General features: G+C 70.4%; 16 protein-coding genes. 4 read left to right on the top strand and 12 right to left on the bottom strand.

The window, feature by feature from the left end; genetic code table 11:
* Window positions 1–6 precede the first annotated feature (6 nt).
* The 9 genes from pssA to ACZ4Z4_RS08485 form a co-directional block, all read right to left on the bottom strand.
* Window positions 7–861 (bottom strand): CDP-diacylglycerol--serine O-phosphatidyltransferase, encoded by an 855-nt coding sequence (gene pssA / locus ACZ4Z4_RS08525; protein ID WP_362997565.1) that lies wholly within the window; start codon window positions 859–861, stop codon window positions 7–9.
* Window positions 848–1,504 (bottom strand): phosphatidylserine decarboxylase, encoded by a 657-nt coding sequence (locus ACZ4Z4_RS08520; protein ID WP_268774447.1) that lies wholly within the window; start codon window positions 1,502–1,504, stop codon window positions 848–850. Before ACZ4Z4_RS08520 ends, pssA begins: the two co-directional genes overlap by 14 nt.
* 170 nt (window positions 1,505–1,674) lie before the next feature.
* On the bottom strand, window positions 1,675–2,880 hold the full coding sequence (locus ACZ4Z4_RS08515) for an acyl-CoA dehydrogenase family protein (protein ID WP_385941628.1): 1,206 nt from the start codon (window positions 2,878–2,880) through the stop codon (window positions 1,675–1,677).
* Between the two features lie 4 nt (window positions 2,881–2,884).
* Entirely contained in the window at window positions 2,885–3,409 is a 525-nt protein-coding gene (locus ACZ4Z4_RS08510; protein WP_468324018.1) for a MaoC family dehydratase, read from the bottom strand.
* Between the two features lie 6 nt (window positions 3,410–3,415).
* Window positions 3,416–4,381, bottom strand: coding sequence for an HpcH/HpaI aldolase/citrate lyase family protein (locus ACZ4Z4_RS08505; protein ID WP_468324015.1), 966 nt, complete (start codon window positions 4,379–4,381; stop codon window positions 3,416–3,418).
* Complete coding sequence (locus ACZ4Z4_RS08500; RefSeq protein ID WP_468324013.1) at window positions 4,378–6,405, bottom strand: methylmalonyl-CoA mutase family protein; 2,028 nt, start codon at window positions 6,403–6,405, stop codon at window positions 4,378–4,380. Before ACZ4Z4_RS08500 ends, ACZ4Z4_RS08505 begins: the two co-directional genes overlap by 4 nt.
* A gap of 36 nt (window positions 6,406–6,441) precedes the next feature.
* Window positions 6,442–7,803 (bottom strand): crotonyl-CoA carboxylase/reductase, encoded by a 1,362-nt coding sequence (ccrA, locus tag ACZ4Z4_RS08495; RefSeq protein WP_468324010.1) that lies wholly within the window; start codon window positions 7,801–7,803, stop codon window positions 6,442–6,444.
* Window positions 7,804–8,197: 394 nt separating this feature from the next.
* Window positions 8,198–9,004, bottom strand: coding sequence for a TetR family transcriptional regulator (locus ACZ4Z4_RS08490; RefSeq protein WP_468324008.1), 807 nt, complete (start codon window positions 9,002–9,004; stop codon window positions 8,198–8,200).
* 133 nt (window positions 9,005–9,137) lie between these two features.
* Window positions 9,138–10,919 carry a 3-hydroxyacyl-CoA dehydrogenase family protein gene (locus ACZ4Z4_RS08485; protein ID WP_468324005.1) on the bottom strand — a complete coding sequence of 594 codons (1,782 nt, stop codon included), beginning with the start codon at window positions 10,917–10,919 and terminating at the stop codon, window positions 9,138–9,140.
* A 351-nt stretch (window positions 10,920–11,270) separates the two neighbouring features.
* On the opposite strand from ACZ4Z4_RS08485, the gene ACZ4Z4_RS08480 reads away from it, so the two are divergent.
* On the top strand, window positions 11,271–11,840 hold the full coding sequence (locus ACZ4Z4_RS08480) for an adenylosuccinate lyase (protein WP_362997546.1): 570 nt from the start codon (window positions 11,271–11,273) through the stop codon (window positions 11,838–11,840).
* A gap of 27 nt (window positions 11,841–11,867) precedes the next feature.
* Here ACZ4Z4_RS08480 and ACZ4Z4_RS08475 read toward each other — a convergent pair whose 3' ends face one another.
* The 3 genes from ACZ4Z4_RS08475 to ACZ4Z4_RS08465 all read right to left on the bottom strand — a co-directional run bounded on the left by ACZ4Z4_RS08475 (window position 11,868) and on the right by ACZ4Z4_RS08465 (window position 13,932).
* Window positions 11,868–12,404 carry a GNAT family N-acetyltransferase gene (locus tag ACZ4Z4_RS08475; RefSeq protein WP_468324002.1) on the bottom strand — a complete coding sequence of 179 codons (537 nt, stop codon included), beginning with the start codon at window positions 12,402–12,404 and terminating at the stop codon, window positions 11,868–11,870.
* Window positions 12,405–12,413: 9 nt separating this feature from the next.
* Window positions 12,414–12,812, bottom strand: coding sequence for a RidA family protein (locus ACZ4Z4_RS08470; RefSeq protein WP_468323999.1), 399 nt, complete (start codon window positions 12,810–12,812; stop codon window positions 12,414–12,416).
* Between the two features lie 76 nt (window positions 12,813–12,888).
* The gene (locus ACZ4Z4_RS08465; protein WP_468323996.1) at window positions 12,889–13,932 is read right to left on the bottom strand and encodes an Rv2578c family radical SAM protein; all 1,044 of its coding nucleotides are present in this window, start codon (window positions 13,930–13,932) and stop codon (window positions 12,889–12,891) included.
* 87 nt (window positions 13,933–14,019) lie between these two features.
* Between ACZ4Z4_RS08465 and ACZ4Z4_RS08460 the strand changes: the two genes are divergently transcribed.
* The 3 genes from ACZ4Z4_RS08460 (at window position 14,020) to ACZ4Z4_RS08450 (ending at window position 18,478) form a co-directional block, all read left to right on the top strand.
* Window positions 14,020–15,279 carry an SLC13 family permease gene (locus tag ACZ4Z4_RS08460; protein WP_468323994.1) on the top strand — a complete coding sequence of 420 codons (1,260 nt, stop codon included), beginning with the start codon at window positions 14,020–14,022 and terminating at the stop codon, window positions 15,277–15,279.
* 95 nt (window positions 15,280–15,374) lie between these two features.
* Complete coding sequence (locus ACZ4Z4_RS08455) at window positions 15,375–15,818, top strand: SRPBCC family protein (RefSeq protein ID WP_468323991.1); 444 nt, start codon at window positions 15,375–15,377, stop codon at window positions 15,816–15,818.
* 200 nt (window positions 15,819–16,018) lie between these two features.
* Window positions 16,019–18,478 carry an MFS transporter gene (locus ACZ4Z4_RS08450; protein ID WP_468324198.1) on the top strand — a complete coding sequence of 820 codons (2,460 nt, stop codon included), beginning with the start codon at window positions 16,019–16,021 and terminating at the stop codon, window positions 18,476–18,478.
* The last annotated feature ends 103 nt before the right edge of the window (window positions 18,479–18,581 follow it).

Genomic DNA, 18,581 nt, shown 5'->3' with positions numbered 1-18,581 from the left:
GCGCCGCTACGGCAACTGCGCGGCCCGCGCCTCACGCCGGTTGCCCCGGAAGTTGTTCACCCTCCGAGCCGTGGCGAAGAGGGGAATGACCGCCCCGAGGACGAGCTGGAGCGCGCAGCCGGTCTGGAGGAGCAGCTGGCCGCCCGGCGCGTCGAACGCCCAGGCCGCGAGGAGCCCCATGGCCGCGACGATCCAGGAGAGCATGGCCACCGCGAGGGGGCCCCGCGGCTTCGGGTACTCGACGCGGCTGACCATGAGCCAGGCCGTGCCGATGATCGCGAGGAGCGTCGCCACGAACGGCAGCTCCAGGAGCACGATCGAGACGACCGTGAGCGCCCCGAAGGGCGACGGCATGCCCTGGAAGGTGCCGTCCTTCACGGTGACGCAACTGAACCGCGCAAGCCGCAGCACCACCGCCAGCAGTACGACGATCGCGCCGACCGCCGCCACCCGCTGGTGGGCGTCGTCGGCGACCATGCCGTAGACGAGGACGAAGTACGCCGGCGCCAGACCGAAGCTGATCAGGTCCGACAGGTTGTCCAGCTCCGCGCCCATCGGCGAGGACCGCAGCTTGCGGGCCACGAGCCCGTCGAACAGGTCGAAGACGGCCGCGCAGAGCATCAGGATCACGGCGGTCGCGGCGGAGTGCCGCGCCATGCCGCTCTCGGTGCTGCCCTGCACGTACGGGATGAGGATGCCCGTGGTGGTGAAGTACACCGCCATGAACCCGCACGTGGCGTTGCCGAGGGTGAGGGTGTCCGCTATCGACAGGCGCAGTGAGAGAGGCATCTCCTCGTCGGCCTCGTCCTGCACCGCCTCGGGCACCCAGCCCGCTTGTGTCTCTGGATCAACCACGGTCAATGCGAGTCACCCCAGCCACGGTCTTCTGACCGACCTCGACGTCCACCTCGACACCCTCGGGGAGGTAGATGTCGACGCGCGAGCCGAAGCGGATCAGACCGATCCGCTCGCCCTGCTCCACCTTCGTGCCCTGCGGCACGTACGGCACGATGCGCCGCGCGACCGCGCCCGCGATCTGGATCATCTCGATGTCGCCGAGCTCGGTGTCGAAGTGCCAGACAACGCGCTCGTTGTTCTCGCTCTCCTTGTTGAACGCCGGGACGAACCCGCCGGGGATGTGCTCCACGGACGTCACCGTGCCCGCCAGGGGCGCGCGGTTGACGTGGACATTCAGGGGGCTCATGAAGATGGCGACGCGGGTCCGCCCGTCCTTCCACGGCATGATGCTCTGCACCACGCCGTCGGCGGGGGAGATGACCCGGCCCTGAGCGATCTCGCGCTCGGGGTCGCGGAAGAACCACAGCATGCCCGCCGCGAGAGCGGTGGCGGGTACGGCCACGGCCGCGGCGCTCTTGGAGCGGCGCGCGCGGGCGAGGCTGAGTGCGGCGGTGGCGACGGTCGGCAGGAGCCACGGCGATGCTCCGCGAGCAAGGCGTCCCTGAAGAATGCCGTCGCGTGGTGCAGAGGTTTGGCTGTGGGGCATGGATGACCTTCGTAGCGGATGATGCCGCGCAGTGAACGGGGGACGGCGGCTTTTTCCGGATGTTATCGGTTGCGAGCCACAACTGGGCAAGCCAGGAAGCCGAGTCAGCGGCCGAAGAGTGTTGACAGGGTGTGATCTTCTTCTCGGCGAAAGTGGCCCAAACCGGGCATCTAGCCCTGGAATCGATACTCTTCGAGAAGTCGTCGGCCAATGATCATTTTCTGGATCTCGGCGGTACCTTCACCGATCAGCAGCATGGGGGCCTCCCGGTAGAGACGCTCGATCTCGTACTCCTTCGAGAAGCCGTAGCCGCCGTGAATCCGGAACGCGTCCTCGACGACTTCCTTGCAGTACTCGGACGCGAGGTACTTCGCCATCCCTGCTTCGAGGTCGTTTCGCTCCCCCGAGTCCTTTTTGCGCGCTGCGTTCACCATCATCGCATGGGCGGCCTCGACCTTGGTAGCCATCTCGGCCAGCTTGAACTGGATCGCCTGGTGCTGGGCGATGGCCTTGCCGAAAGTGTGACGTTGCTGGGCATACGAGACGCCGAGCTCGAACGCACGCTGAGCGACGCCGCAGCCACGCGCCGCGACATTGACGCGCCCGACCTCGACACCGTCCATCATTTGGTAAAACCCTCGGCCGGTGACGCCGCCGAGCACGCGATTGGCCGGAATTCGCAGCCCATCCATGATGAGTTCGGTCGTGTCGACGCCCTTGTAACCCATTTTGTCGATCTTGCCGGGGATGGTGAGGCCGGGGCGGACCTCTCCGAAACCGGGCTCCTTCTCGACAAGGAACGTGGTCATCGACTTGTGGGGCGCCGTGCCCTCGGGGTGTCCTTCGTCACTCCGGCACAGGACGGCCACCAAAGTGGACGTACCGCCGTTCGTCAACCACATCTTCTGGCCGTTGAGGACGTACTCGTCGCCGTCCTGTACGCCCTTCGATGTGATGGCCGACACATCGGAGCCGAGGCCCGGCTCCGACATGGAGAACGCGCCCCGCACCTCGCCGGCCGCCATGCGCGGCAGGAAGGTCTCCTTCTGCTCCTGCGTGCCGTGCTGCTTGAGCATGTAGGCGACGATGAAGTGGGTGTTGATGATGCCGGAGACCGACATCCAGCCGCGCGCGATCTCCTCCACGCAGAGCGCGTACGTGAGCAGCGACTCGCCCAGACCGCCGTACTCCTCCGGGATCATGAGCCCGAAGAGCCCCAACTCCTTGAGGCCGTCGACGATCTGCTGCGGATACTCGTCACGGTGCTCCAGATCGGTCGCGACAGGAATGATCTCCTTGTCGACGAAGTCCCGCACCGTGGCCAGGATCTCCTGCTGGATGTCGGTGAGACCGGCGGTCTGCGCGAGTCGGCTCATGGGTTCACTTCTCCGCGTTCTTCGACGGGGCGTCGAGCTCCGGGCGGCCGGGCTGCTCGCCGCCGCGCTCCTTGATGTACGTCTCGGTGGGCACCATCACCTTGCGGCGGAACACGCAGACGAGCGTGCCGTCCTGCTTGTAGCCCTTGGTCTCCACGTACACGATCCCGCGGTCGCTCTTGGACTTCGACGGCGTCTTGTCGAGGACCGTCGTCTCGCCGTAGATCGTGTCGCCGTGGAAGGTCGGCGCCACGTGCTTGAGCGACTCGACCTCCAGGTTGGCGATGGCCTTGCCGGAGACGTCCGGCACGGACATGCCGAGAAGCAGCGAGTAGATGTAGTTGCCCACGACGACGTTCTTCCCGAAGTCCGTCGTCCGCTCCGCATAGTTGCTGTCCATGTGGAGGGGGTGGTGGTTCATGGTGAGCAGGCAGAAGAGGTGGTCGTCGTACTCGGTGACCGTCTTTCCGGGCCAGTGCTTGTACACGGCGCCGACTTCGAACTCTTCGTAGGTGCGGCCGAACTGCATGATTCTCTACGCCTCCGGGGCCTCGAACTTGGACGTGCGCCGCATCCCCGCCGCACGGCCCTTCCCGGAGATGACCAGCGCCATCTTCCGGCTCGCCTCGTCGATCATCTCGTCGCCGAGCATCGCCGAGCCCTTCTTGCCGCCCGCCTCGGACGTGTAGTACTCGTACGCGTCCAGGATCAGCTCGGCGTGGTCGAAGTCCTCCTGGGAGGGCGAGAAGACCTCGTTGGCGGCCTCCACCTGGCCGGGGTGCAGGACCCACTTGCCGTCGAAGCCGAGCGCGGCGGCGCGGTTCGCGACCTCGCGGTAGCCGTCGACGTTCTTGATCTGGAGGTAGGGGCCGTCGATGGCCTGGAGGTTGTTGGCGCGGGCGGCCATCAGGATCTTCATCAGGATGAAGTGGTAGGCGTCCGCCGGGTAGCCGGGCGGCTGCTCGCCGACGACCAGGGACTTCATGTTGATCGACGCCATGAAGTCGGCCGGGCCGAAGATGATGGTCTCGACGCGCGGGGAGGCCTCGGCGATCGCGTTGACGTTGTTCAGGCCCCGCGCGTTCTCGATCTGCGCCTCGATGCCGATCTTGCCGACCTCGAAGCCCATGGTCTTCTCGATCTGGGTGAGGAGCAGGTCGAGCGCGACGATCTGGTCGGCCGTCTGGACCTTCGGCAGCATGATGCAGTCGAGGTTCTGGCCCGCGCCCTCGACGACCGTGACGACGTCGCGGTACGTCCACTCGGTCGTCCAGTCGTTGACGCGCACGACCCGCGTCTTGCCCGTCCAGTCGCCCTCGTTGAGGAACTTCACGATGGTGTGCCGGGCCTCCGGCTTGGCGAGCGGCGCGCAGGCGTCCTCCAGGTCGAGGAAGACCTGGTCGGCGGGGAGGCCCTGGGCCTTCTCCAGGAAGCGGGGGTTCGAGCCCGGTACGGCCAGACAGGAGCGGCGCGGACGCAGACGGTTCACGGACGGGGTCATGCGGGGACCTCCAGAGGGTCGAGGTGGTTCGCTTTCCGGATCTCGTCGACGATACGGCCGATGATCTCGGTGATGCCGAAGTCCTTGGGGGTGAAGACGGCGGCCACACCCGCCGCCTTCAGGGCCTCGGCGTCGCTGTTGGGGATGATGCCGCCGGCGATGACGGGAATGTCCGGGGCGCCGGCCTCGCGGAGCCGCACGAGCACGTCCGGCACGAGCTCCGCGTGCGAGCCGGAGAGGATCGAGAGCCCCACCGCGTGCACGTCCTCGGCGAGCGCCGCGTCGACGATCTGCTCCGGCGTGAGGCGGATGCCCTGGTAGACCACTTCGAAGCCCGCGTCACGCGCGCGCACCGCGATCTGCTCGGCGCCGTTGGAGTGCCCGTCGAGGCCGGGCTTGCCGACCAGGAAGCGGAGCCGGCCGCCGCCGAGGTCCTCGGCCGTCCGTGCGACCTTCTCCCGGACGAGGGCGAGCGGCGTGCCCTCCTCGGCCGCGACGGCCACCGGAGCGCTGGAGACGCCCGTGGGGGCCCGGAACTCCCCGAAGACCTCCCGCAGGGCCCCCGCCCACTCCCCGGTCGTCACACCGGCGCGTGCGCACTCCAGGGTGGCCTCCATGAGGTTGCCCGTCCCTGCGGCCACCTCCTTGAGCCGCTGGAGGGCCTTGCAGGGGCGCGGGTGGTTGAACGGCGGCTGGTAGCGGGTGTCCCGCCAGTGCTGGAGCGCGCTCACGACGCGCGCCTCGACCGCCGGGTCGACCGTCATGATCGCCGCGTCCAGGTCCGAGGTGAGGGGGCTCGGCTCCGTGGACTCGTAGGAGTTGACGCCGACGATCTTCTCCTCGCCGGACTCGATGCGCGCCCGGCGCTCCGCGTGCGAGGAGACGAGCTGCGACTTGAGGTAGCCGGACTCGACGGCGGCCATCGCGCCGCCCATCTTCTCGATGCGGTCCATCTCGGCGAGTGACTCGTCGACGAGCGAGGCCACCTTGGCCTCGACGACGTGCGAGCCGTCGAAGATGTCCTCGTACTCCAGGAGGTCGCTCTCGTGCGCGAGGACCTGCTGGATGCGCAGCGACCACTGCTGGTCCCAGGGCCGGGGCAGGCCCAGCGCCTCGTTCCAGGCGGGCAGCTGCACGGCACGCGCGCGTGCGTCCTTCGAGAGCGTCACGGCCAGCATTTCGAGCACGATCCGCTGGACGTTGTTCTCCGGCTGGGCCTCGGTCAGGCCCAGGGAGTTGACCTGCACGCCGTAGCGGAACCGGCGGTGTTTCGGGTTCTCGATGCCGTACCGCTCGCGCGTGACCTGGTCCCAGATCCGCCCGAACGCCCGCATCTTGCACATCTCCTCGATGAAGCGGACGCCCGCGTTCACAAAGAAGGAGATGCGGGCCACGACGTCCCCGAACTTCTCCTCGGGAACCTGCCCCGAGTCGCGTACGGCATCGAGAACCGCGATGGCGGTGGACATCGCGTACGCGATCTCCTGGACCGGTGTGGCCCCCGCCTCCTGGAGGTGGTAGCTACAGATGTTGATCGGGTTCCACTTGGGGATGTGCGCCACCGTGTACGTGATCATGTCGGTGGTCAGCCGCAGGGAGGGGCCCGGCGGGAAGACGTGCGTCCCGCGCGAGAGGTACTCCTTGACGATGTCGTTCTGCGTCGTCCCCTGGAGCTTGGTGATGTCGGCACCCTGCTCCTCGGCGACCACCTGGTAGAGCGCCAGGAGCCACATGGCGGTGGCGTTGATCGTCATCGAGGTGTTCATCTGCTCCAGGGGGATGTCCTGGAACAGCCGTCGCATGTCGCCGAGGTGCGAGACCGGCACGCCGACCCGGCCGACCTCGCCGCGGGCGAGGATGTGGTCGGGGTCGTAGCCGGTCTGCGTGGGCAGGTCGAAGGCGACCGAGAGACCCGTCTGCCCCTTGGCGAGGTTGCGCCGGTACAGCTCGTTGGACGCCTCAGCCGTGGAGTGACCGGCGTACGTCCGCATGAGCCACGGCCGGTCCTTCTGACGCTCTGTCATGTTCCGCTGCTCCTCAGTGCGTTCAGGTCAGTGCGGTCAGACGTTGCGGAAACGGTTGATCGCGTCGATGTGCCGATCCCGCTTCTCCGGGTCGCGCACGCCCAGGCCCTCCTCGGGCGCGAGGGCGAGGACGCCGACCTTGCCCTGGTGGAGGTTGCGGTGGACGTCGTAGGCGGCCTGGCCGGTGTCCTCCAGGCGGTACGTCTTGGAGAGCGTCGGGTGGATCTTGCCCTTGGCGATCAGGCGGTTGGCCTCCCACGCCTCGCGGTAGTTGGCGAAGTGCGAGCCGATGATGCGCTTGAGGGACATCCACAGGTAGCGGTTGTCGTACTCGTGCATGTAGCCCGAGGTGGAGGCGCAGGTGGTGATGGTGCCGCCCTTGCGTGTGACGAAGACCGAGGCGCCGAAGGTCTCGCGGCCGGGGTGTTCGAAGACGATGTCGATGTCCTCCCCGCCGGTGAGCTCGCGGATGCGCTTGCCGAAGCGCTTCCACTCCTTCGGGTCCTGGGTCCGCTCGTCCTTCCAGAACTTGTAGCCCTCGGCGTTGCGGTCGATGATCGCGTCGGCGCCCATGGCGCGGCAGATCTCCGCCTTCTGGGGGCTGGAGACGACACAGATGGGGTTGGCACCGCCTGCGAGCGCGAACTGCGTGGCGTACGACCCGAGTCCGCCGCTCGCGCCCCAGATCAGGACGTTGTCGCCCTGCTTCATGCCGGCGCCGTTGCGGGAGACGAGCTGGCGGTAGGCGGTGGAGTTCACCAGGCCCGGTGAGGCGGCCTCCTCCCAGGTGAGGTGGCCGGGCTTGGGCATGAGCTGGTTGGACTTGACGAGCGCGATCTCGGCGAGGCCGCCGAAGTTGGTCTCGAAGCCCCAGATGCGCTGCTCGGGGTCGAGCATCGTGTCGTTGTGGCCGTCGGAGGACTCCAGCTCGACGCTGAGGCAGTGCGCGACGACCTCGTCGCCCGGGTTCCAGGCGTTCACGCCGGGGCCGGTGCGCAGCACGACGCCCGCCAGGTCGGAGCCGATGATGTGGTACGGCAGGTCGTGGCGCTTGGTGAGCTCGCTGAGCCTGCCGTAGCGCTCCAGGAAGCTGAAGGTGGAGACCGGCTCGAAGATCGAGGTCCACACGGAGTTGTAGTTCACCGAGGAGGCCATGACGGCCACCAGGGCCTCACCGGGGCCGAGTTCGGGGATCGGCACGTCGTCCAGGTGGATCGACTTGCGCGGGTCCTTGTCGCGGGTTTCGAGCCCCGCGAACATCTCCGTCTCGTCCTTGTGCACGGTGATCGCGCGGTACGAGTCGGGCAGGGGGAGAGCGGCGAAGTCGGCGGACGTGACCGCGGCGGTGCCGTTCGCGGTCGCGGTCTGGGCCTGAATCGCGTCCAGGATTTCCTTCACGGTTTTGCCTCCGGCGAAGAAGCGTCCGAGGGGGAACGCTCTTGAGGGTTGCGTCGGGTGCTGAAGTTGCGGTGGAGGGTGTGCCGTCGGTTCGGCGAAGGGTGGTGCTCGGCGACGCCCTGGTGGGGCGTGGGAGGTGCCTGTGACGCAGGCGTCCGGGCGCACGGGCCGTGGCCTGAGGGGACAGCCGACGTACGGAAGATCTCTGCACGCCGGCCGCCCGGACAACATCAACGTATGGCACCGCGTGCCAGTCGGCAAGACACTGGGTGCCAGAAGTTTTTGACCGATGATCGATCAGTGCAGGTCAGAGCGGGTGCGGGCATGAAAGAGGGGGCGCTACCGACCGGTAGCGCCCCCGTAAAAGCCAAGGACAAAACAGCCCAAACGACGCCTATGAACGCTCGCGCAGCGCCTTCTCGATGGTGCGCATGACCTCGTCCAGCGGCGCGTCCGTGCGGGCCACCGTGACGAGCACCTCACCCTGGGCGGAGACCGTCGCGGGACCCGAGGCGGGCAAGGTGTCGCGGCCCGCGCCGATCCCCGTGCCGAAGGTGCGGCGGACGATCGCGAAGGCGTGGTCCAGCTGGGTCTCCACGTCGCCCTGGCCGCCGGCCCGCAGCCAGCGCCGCAGGACGTGGTTGTGGGCGGTGACCACCGCGGAGGCGGCGACCTCGGCGAGCAGCGGGTCGTCGTTGCCGTCGTGGTGCGCGTGCTCGTCGAAGTGGCCGAGCAGATAGCGCGTGAAGAGCCGCTCATAGCGGGCCACCGAGGCGATCTCGCGCTCCCGGAGCGTGGGGACCTCACGGGTGAGGCGGTAGCGCTCCACGGAGACCGCGGGCGACGCCGCGTACATCTTCATGACTTCCTTGATGCCCCGGCACACCGTGTCGAGCGGGTGCTCGTGCGGCGGTGCCGCGTTGAGCACGGCCTCCGCGCGGATCAGGGTGTCGTCGTGGTCCGGGAAGATCGCCTCTTCCTTGGAGCGGAAGTGCCGGAAGAAGGTGCGGCGGGCGACGCCCGCGGCGGCGGCGATCTCGTCGACCGTCGTCGCCTCGTACCCCTTGGACGCGAAGAGCTCCATGGCCGCGGCCGCCAGCTCCCTGCGCATCTTGAGCCGCTGGGCGGCGGCACGGTTGCCCGCGGCGCTCTCGGGGGCGTCGGGGCTGGTGTTGCGTGAGGACTTGGCGGCCTTGGACATGCCACGAACGTACTGCATATGCGTGGCGCGGTGCTCCTGAGGGACGGGGCTGTGCTTCTGGGGGAGGGGGCCGCCCGAGGGTTCGAGCAGCCCGCCCCAGTCCGTCCGTTCGCCCGGGCGGCCCTCCGCCGGCTCAGCGCCGGGCATGTTCGCGGAAGCCACGGCCCGTCTTGCGGCCGAGGCAGCCCGCGGCCACCAGGTGTTCGAGCAGCGGCGCCGGGGCCAGGCCCGGGTCGCGGAACTCACGGTGCAGGACCTTCTCGATGGCCAGCGACACGTCCAGGCCGACGACGTCCAGGAGCTCGAAGGGGCCCATGGGGTAGCCGCCGCCGAGCTTCATCGCGGCGTCGATGTCGTCCAGCGAGGCGTAGTGCTGCTCGACCATCTTGATCGCGTTGTTGAGGTACGGGAACAGCAGCGCGTTCACGATGAACCCCGCGCGGTCGCCGCAGTCCACCGGGTGCTTGCGGATCCTCGCGCAGACCTCGCGGACCGTGGCGTGCACGTCGTCGGCGGTCACCACCGTGCGGACCACCTCGACCAGCTTCATCGCCGGCGCCGGGTTGAAGAAGTGCATGCCGATCACGTCGCGCGGCCGCGACGTGGCGCGGGCGCAGGCGACGATCGGCAGCGAGGACGTTGTGGTGGCCAGGATCGCGCCCGGCTTGCAGACCTTGTCGAGCGTCGCGAACAGCTGCCGCTTGATGTCCAGGTCCTCGGCGACGGCCTCCAGGGCCAGGTCGACGTCGGCGAACGCCTCGTACGAACCCGTCGGCGTGATCCGCTCCAACGCCTGCGCGGCGGCCTCGGCCGTCATCCTGCCCTTGTCGACGGAGCGGGACAGGGACTTCCCGACGCGGGACTTGGCGGTCTCCGCCTTCTCCTCGGTCCGCGCGGCGAGCACCACGTCGAAACCGGCCTTGGCGAAGACCTCCGCGATGCCGGACGCCATCGTCCCCGACCCGGCGACACCCACCGAGCGGACCGCGCGCCCTCCCGCCCGCTTCTCGCCCGTCGCCGGGGTCAGCGCGTCGGGCACCACCTCGTCGCTGCCCGGCCCGGCGTACGTGTAGAAGCCGCGGCCCGCCTTGCGCCCGGTCAGCCCCGCCTCACTGAGCTGCTTCAGGATCGGCGCGGGGGCGTGCAGACGGTCCTGCGACTCGGCGTACATGGCGTCGAGGACCGTGCGGGCGGTGTCCACGCCGATCAGGTCGAGCAGGGCGAGCGGGCCCATCGGCAGACCGCAGCCGAGCCGCATCGCGGCGTCGATGTCCTCACGGGAGGCGTACTTCGCCTCGTACATCGCGGCGGCCTGGTTGAGGTAGCCGAAGAGCAGCCCGTCGGCGACGAAGCCCGGCCGGTCGCCGACCGCGACGGGCTCCTTGCCGAGGGCGTGTGCCAGGTCGGTGACCGCGGCGACGGCGGCGGGCGACGTCAGCACGGATGAGACGACCTCGACGAGCTTCATCGCGGGCGCCGGGTTGAAGAAGTGCAGGCCCAACACCCGCTCGGGGCGCGCCGATTCGGCGGCGAGCCGGGTCACGGAGAGCGCGTTCGTGCCGGTCGCGAGGATCGTGTCGGGGCGCACGACGGCGTCGAGCTCGCGGAAGACCTGCTGCTTGACCTCGTACGCCTCCGGGACGACCTCGACGACCAGGTCGGCGTCGGCGGCGGCCCGCAGGTCGGTGAAGGTGCGGAAGCGGGAGAGGACGCCGCGGCGCTCCTCCTCGGTGAGGCGCCCCCGGTGCACGGCGCGCGCCGTCGAGGCCTCCAGCGACTCGACGGCCCGGGTGGCCGCCGCCTGGCTGATGTCGATGCCGATGACCTCGCGGCCCGCCCGGGCCAGGACCTCGGTGATGCCGGTGCCCATCGTGCCCAGACCGATGACGGCGACGGTGTTCAAGGGAGCGTCCATGCGTGGACTCCAGGAAGAGAGTGACGACTGAGGGGCGCGCGGGTGCGGCGAGGGCCGCACGGCGAGCGGGGAGTGGTGCGTGGCGTGTCCGGGCGGCGCGCGAGGGGCACGCCCGGTGAGAAGCCGACCGGCTCTGTCCCGGAGCCGCGTCGTACTGAGGTACGTGAAGTACCGAACCGACTTGCACTCGCCGCGGCTGCGTCACCAGGCCACGGCGAGGAAAGGAACTGCTACGGGGAGTGTGCCCCGCTCACATGAGACTAACCGGCGAGTAACGAGCGCGCCAGCCCGCGATGTTCCTTGATGTCTGTGATCTACATCGCGAGCTGCGTAAGGCTTAGGCTCGCGACCATGGATGAGGAGTTGCGGACGGTGACGGAACGCTTACGGGCCGAGGCGGGCGGTTCGAAGGAGTACGAGAGGCTGGTCGCCACGGACGACCTCGATGAGCTCGCCGAGGCGCTCGTCTCCCCGGGGCAGCCCCTGTGGGCCCGGGAGTTGGTGGCGATCAGGCTCGGCGTCGCCGGGGACCGCAGGGCCTTCGAGTCGCTCGTCCTCCTCCTCAACCACCGTGACCCGCCGCGGTGCGCCGCCGCGGCCCACGCCCTGGCCCGCCTCGGCGACCCGCGCACGGCACGCGCCGCGGCCGCCCTCGCGACCAACGAACTCCGCGTCGCGTACGCCCTGTACCCGGTGCGGCTCCTCACGGAGCTGCGCGCCCCGGAGTCGGCGCCCGCGCTGATCACCACGCTGCAACGCAGACTGGCGCCGCACGATCCGTACGGCAAGATCGCCCTCGCCTGCGTGGAAGGGCTCGGGGCGCTCGGCGACGCGCGGGCCAGACCCGTCCTGATGGCCGCCCGCGCCCACCCCCGCCTCGCGGCGGCGGCCTCGGCGGCACTGGCGCGGCTGCCGGAGTGAGGGGCGGGGGCCGAGTGAGGGGCGGGGTCAGGGGAGGGGGCGGCCGTAGCGGAGCTCGGGCACGGGGGTGCCGTCCATCTCCTGGGGGTCGCGGGCGCCGTCCGGTGTGAACCCGGCGCGTTCGTAGAAACGGCGGGCGCGGGCGTTGCCCTCCAGGACCCAGAGGCGCATCCCGCCGTGGCCGACGGCGGCGCAGCGCTCCAGGCACTCCAGGAGCAGCGCGCGGCCCACGCCCGTGGAGTACTGCTCCGGGTGCGCGTACAGCGCGTACAACTCGCTCTCACCGGGCGGGAGATCGGCGTCGCGGGCCGGTCCGCAGAAGGCCCAGCCGACGACCCGTCCGGCGCGCACGGCGACCAGGTCCACCACACCCGTCCCGCCCCGCCCCAGCCGCTCGCGGAACTGCGCCGCGCTCTCCTCGACGCTGAGTGCGTCCAGGTGCGGCTGGGGCATCAGCCCGGCGTACGCCGACTGCCAGCCGAGGACGCGGAGCTCGGCGACGGCGTCGCAGTCGGCTTCGCCCATCTCCCGTATCCGCAGCACGTCTGCCTCTGCTGTCCGCACGTCCATCACCTACTCCGGCACCACCGCGAACGCCTCTATCTCCATCAGGAACTCCGGGCGCACCAGCGACACCACCTGTACCGCCGAGGAGGCGGGGAGCCGCTCGGGGTCGCAGAACGCGTCCCGCGCCGCGCGCACGGCGGGCATGTGCGCCATGTCCGTCACGAAGTACGTCAGCTTCACGACGTCGTCGAAGGTCGCGCCCGCGGCCGCGAGGCAGCGCCGCAGGTTCTCGAAGACCTGCCGGGCCTGCGCCGCCGCGTCGCCCTCGCCGACGAGCTCGCCGGCCTCGTCCAGGGGCAGCTGGCCGGATAGCGCCACGAAGCGGCCCGATCCCATGACGACGTGGGTGTACGCGGTGGCGGGGGCGACGCCCTCGGGGGCGCCGATGTGGGTCAGTCGGCTCATGAACCCATCGTGGACCATGGGTGTGACAACACCCGCGCGCGGGCCTCTTGTCCGGCGGTGCCTCCCGTCAGGCCGCTCACAACAAGGTGAGCTGGGTGGGCCCGGCCGTCGGCGCGGGCGCGGCCTCGGGTGCCTCCGGGGCGCGGAACCGCCGGGCACCCGCGCGCGTGGGGCCGATGCCGAACTCCTCGGCCAGCTCGTGCACGTGCCGGGTGATGCGGCGCTGGTACCACTTCGGCGCGTAGGCGCCCTCGGCGTACAACCGTTCGTATCGCCGCACCAGGTGCGGATGGTGCCGCCCGAGCCACGCCATGAACCATTCGCGCGCGCCCGGCCGCAGATGCAGCACGAGCGGCGTCACGGACGTCGCGCCCGACGCGGCGATGGCCCGCACGGTGGCACGCAGCTGGTCGGGGTGGTCCCCCAGGAAGGGGATGACGGGCGCCATCAGGACTCCGCAGCCGATGCCGTGCCCGGTCAGGGTGCGGACGACGTCCAGGCGCCGCTGCGGAGCGGGCGTGCCCGGCTCGACGGTGCGCCACAGCTCCTCGTCGGTGAAGCCGACGGAGACGGAGATGCCGACCTCCGTCACCGCGGCGGCCTGCCGCAGCAGGTCGAGGTCGCGCAGGATCAGCGTGCCCTTCGTGAGGATCGAGAAGGGGTTGCCGCGGTCGCGCAGCGCCTCGATGATCCCCGGCATGAGGCGGTAGCGGCCCTCCGCGCGCTGATAGCAGTCCACGTTCGTGCCCATGGCGATGTGGTCGCCGTGCCAGCGGGGCGAGGCGAGCTGGCGGCGCAGGAGCTCGGCGGCGTTGACCTTGACGACGATCTGGCTGTCGAACCCGAGGCCGGTGTCCAGGTCGAGGTAGCTGTGCGTCTTGCGCGCGAAACAGTAGACGCACGCGTGCGTGCACCCCCGGTACGGGTTGACCGTCCATTCGAACGGCATGCGGGACGCCCCCGGCACCCGGTTCACGATCGACCGGGCCCGGATCTCGTGAAAGGTGATGCCGGCGAACTCAGGGGTGTCGAAGGTCCGCGTGGTCACCGCGTCCGCGCCGAACAGCGCGGCGTCCGCGGTGCCCCGGCGCGGCCCGTCGGAAAGGTTCTCCCAGCGCATGACGCCTCCTCGGTAGCACTGACCACACAATAGAACACTTGTTCCCTTGATCGTGCGAGCGATGCGGGGCAGGGCGGCGTGGGATGCATGATCGAAGACATGCTCGTCGAGTCCTTGTCCGTCGCCGCCCTGGCCGTGGTGCTCGTCTGCGCCGTCGTCCGCCCCTTCCGGTGGCCGGAGGCCGCCTTCGCCGTGCCCGCCGCCGCAGTCGTCGTCGCGGCCGGGGCGATCCCCCTCAACGACGTGCGGGACGAGGCCGCGCGGCTCGGCCCCGTCATCGGCTTCCTCGCCGGCGTCCTCGTGCTCGCCAAGCTCTGCGCCGACGAAGGGCTCTTCCACGCCTGCGGCACCTGGATGGCGCGCCGGGCGGCGGGACGGCCGCGCACGCTGCTCGCCGCCGTCTTCGGGCTCGCCTCCGTGATCACCGCGACCCTGAGCCTGGACGCCACCGTCGTCCTGCTGACACCGGTCGTCTTCGCCACCGCGGCCCGCATGGGCGCCCGCCCCGCGCCGCACGTCTACGCCAGTGCCCACCTGTCCAACACGGCCTCCCTCCTGCTGCCCGTCTCGAACCTGACGAACCTCCTCGCCTTCACCGCGACGGGCCTCGGCTTCACGCGGTTCGCCCTGCTCATGACGTTGCCCTGGCTGGTCGCCATCGCCGTCGAGTACGCCGTCTTCCGGCGGTTCTTCGCCGCCGACCTCGACGCCCCCGCCGAGGGCGCCGGCTTCGCGGAGCCGCCGCGGATGCCCCGGTTCGCCCTGGTGACCGTCGCGGCCACGCTCGCCGGGTTCGCCGTGGCCTCCGGCGCCGGCGTCGACCCCGCCTGGTCCGCGGCGGCCGGGGCGGCCGTCCTCGCCGTGCGGGCCCTCGCACGCCGTCGTACGACACCGGTGGCGCTCCTGCGCTCGGTCCAGCTGCCGTTCCTGGCCTTCGTCCTCGCCCTCGGCATCGTCGTCAGGGCCGTCGTCGACAACGGACTCGGCGACGCCCTCGGGCACGTCGTCCCCGACGGCACCTCGCTGCCCGCGCTGCTCGGCACCGCCGCCGTCGCCGCACTGCTCGCCAACCTCATCAACAACCTGCCGGCCGTCCTCGCCCTGGCCCCGCTCGCCGCTCCGTCCGGACCCGGCGCGGTCCTCGCCGTGCTCATCGGCGTGAACATCGGACCCAACCTCACCTACGCCGGATCACTCGCCACACTCCTCTGGCGCCGCATCGCCCACCAGCACGAACACGACGTCAGTCTCGGCCGGTTCACCCGCCTCGGACTCCTCACCACCCCCGCCGCCCTGGTCCTCTCGACCCTCGCGCTGTGGGTCTCGCTCCGGCTCCTGCCGGGCTGAGCGCGCCGCCCACGGGGGCCCCGATTTGGGAGGCCGGTGGCCCGAGTGGTTGGCTTTCCGCGAAGTCCCCGAAAACAAGTGCTGGAGGAAGTGCAATGGCGCAGGTCGAGGCAGTCACGGAGCGGATCATCACGGCGAAGCCGGACGACGTCTTCGACGCGCTGGCCGACTACACCGGCACGCGGCAGAAGCTCCTTTCGGAGCACTTCAGCGAGTACGAGGTGCGCGAGGGCGGCGACGGCGAGGGCACCCTCGTCCACTGGAAGCTCCAGGCCACCAGCAAGCGGATCCGCGACTGCCTCCTCGAGGTCAGCGAGCCGACCGACGGCGAACTGGTCGAGAAGGACCGCAACTCCTCGATGGTCACGACCTGGACGGTGACCCCGGCCGGTGAGGGCAAGTCCCGCGTCGTCGTCTCCACGGTGTGGAACGGCGCGGGCGGCATCGGCGGCTTCTTCGAGAAGACCTTCGCCCCCAAGGGCCTCGGCCGGATCTACGACGCCGTGCTCGCCAACCTCGCCACCGAGGTCGAGAAGTAGTCAACTCCCCTGTAGTCCATCAGGGTTGTCGTCACGCTCACCGTTTCGAGTGGTTTTCCGCTCGGCTCCGTTGTACGCCGTAGGGCTCCGACCGGCGCTTACGTCCGCCGGGCCCCGCGCGAGGGCGGCTCGTCGCGCTTGCTCGCAGTTGTCGCGTAATGCGAGAAATGCGGCGCAGGCGCGACGAAGGGGAGCAGGACGTGGGCGGGACGACGCTGGTGAAGGTCGCCGAGCGGGACGAGCGGAACGGGCAGCACCGCGACGAGGGGGCCAACGGACCCTCGACGCCCGGCGATCAGGGCCCGGGACAGGCGCAGGCGCCACCCGCCGCCCCCGATCCGGCCCCGCCGCACGGGCTCAGCCCCGGCCGCGTCCGCATGGTGTTCGTCGGGCTCATGCTCGCGCTGCTGCTCGCCGCGCTGGAGCAGATGATCGTCGCCACCGCGCTCCCGAAGATCGTCGGCGAGCTGCACGGCCTCGACAAGATGTCCTGGGCGATCACCGCCTACCTGCTCACCTCCACGGTCGGCCTGCCGATCTACGGCAAGCTCGGCGACCTCTTCGGACGCAAGGGCGTCTTCCAGTTCGCGATCGTCGTCTTCGTCATCGGCTCGGCGCTCGCCGGCTGGTCGCGGACGATGGACCAGCTCATCGCCTTCCGCGCCCTCCAGGGTGTCGGCGCGGGCGGCCTGATGATCGGCGTCCAGGCGATCATCGCGGACATCGTGCCGCCCCGGCAGCGCGGCCGCTACATGGGCCTGATCGGCGCCGTGTTCGGCCTCGCCTCGGTCGCGGGCCCGCTGCTCGGCGGCTTCTTCACCGACCACGCCTCCTGGCGCTGGTGCTTCTACTTCAACGTGCCCTTCGGCCTCGTCACCCTCCTCGTCGTCTCGCTCGTCCTCAAGCTGCCCAAGCCCACCCGCAGGGCCCGGCTCGACGTGCTCGGCGCGCTTCTGCTCGCCGCCGCCTCCACCTGCCTGGTGCTGCTGACCAGTTGGGGCGGAACGGAGTACGCGTGGGGCGACCGGATGATCCTCGGGCTCGGCGCCGGTGCGGTCGTGGCGAGTGTGCTCTTCCTCGTCGCCGAGAGGTTCGCGGCAGAACCGATCATTCCGTTGCGCCTGTTCCGTGATCCGGTCTTCAACATCACCAGTCTTGTAGGCGTGGTCGTCGGAATCGCCCTCTTCGGAGCGGCCAGTTATCTGCCGACCTTCCTCCAGATGGTCGACGGCGCGAGCGCCACCGAGTCCGGGCTCCTGATGCTGCCGATGATGGGCGGCATCGTCGGCGCGTCGATCATCTCGGGCCACCTCATCACCCACACCGGGCGCTACAAGGTGTACCCGATCGTCGGAGGCATGCTCTCCGTGGTCGGCATGTGGCTGCTCGCACGGCTCGAAGCCGACACCTCCCGGCTGGAGTACAGCGTCTGGATGGCCGTGCTCGGCGCGGGCATCGGCCTGGTCATGCCGGTCCTCGTCCTCGCCGTGCAGAACGCCGTACGCCCCGCCGACCTGGGCACCGCCACCAGCGCCAACAACTACTTCCGGCAGATCGGCGGCAGCGTGGGAGCCGCCGTCTTCGGCACGCTCTTCGCCGACCGGCTCGCCGACGCGCTCCGCGACCGGCTCCCCGCCGGGTCCGGCGAGGAGCTGCCCGACGCCGAGTCCATCACCCCGCAGCTCGTCCACGCGCTGCCCGCCCCGCTGCGCGAGGGCTACATCCAGGCCTACGCCGACGCGATGCCGCGGATCTTCCTCTACCTGGTGCCGGTGCTCGTCCTCGGCATGCTGCTCGCCTTCTTCCTCAAGGAGACCCCCCTGTTGTCCAGCACCGCCCCCCACAGCGCACCCGCCGCCGAGCCGACGGCCGTTCCCCGGGCCCGTACGACGACGTACGCGGCCGGAGTCCCCGTCTGCGGCACCGTGCAGCACCCCGACGGCACGGTCGTGCCCCGCGCCGCCCTCACCCTCATCGACGTGGCAGGACAGCAGATCGGGCGCGGCGCGAGCGGCGAGGACGGACGGTACGCGCTGGCCACCCCCGGCTCGGGTTCGTTCGTGCTGATCGCGGCCGCCGGCGGGCACCAGCCGCAGGCCGTCACCGTCACCGTGGGGGAGCGGCCCGTCGAGCTCGACGTCGTCCTCGGCGGGGCGGGCCGCCTCGCGGGGACCGTGGTGACCGCCGACGGAACGCCCGTCAGGGACGCGGCCGTCACCCTGACCGACGTCCGCGGAGAGGTCGTCGCCACCACCCGCAGCGGCCGCGAAGGCGGCTATGTCATCACGGAGCTGGTGGCGGGCGAGTACACGCTCGCGGCCAGCGCGCCCGCGTTCCGGCCCGCCGCGCTGCCCGTCTCCGTGCAGGCCTCGCGCGAGACCCGGCAGGACGTGGAGCTCGCGGGCGGCGCCGTGCTGCGGGGCACCGTGCGGGCCGGCGGCGGGCGGCCCGTCGAGGACGCGCGCGTGACGCTGCTCGACGCGGCGGGGAACGTCGTCGACACCCTGACCACGGGACCGGACGGCTCCTTCCGCTTCGTCGACCTGTCCTCGGGCGAGTACACCGTGATCGCGGCGGGTTACCCGCCGGTCGCCACGGTCCTCCAGGTCGCGGGCGGCGGCCGCACCGAGCGGGACCTGCAACTCGGTCACGAGGACTGAGCGGCGCGGGGCCGGGGGCCGGACGGTGCGCGCCCGGGGGGGGCGTGCGCCGGTGGCCCGGCCGCCCCGGCGAATTCCCGTATTGCCCCGCACGGCAACCTCC

Source organism: Streptomyces sp. NPDC030245, from assembly GCF_055572995.1.
This window is presented reverse-complemented; position numbering and strand designations above follow the sequence as displayed.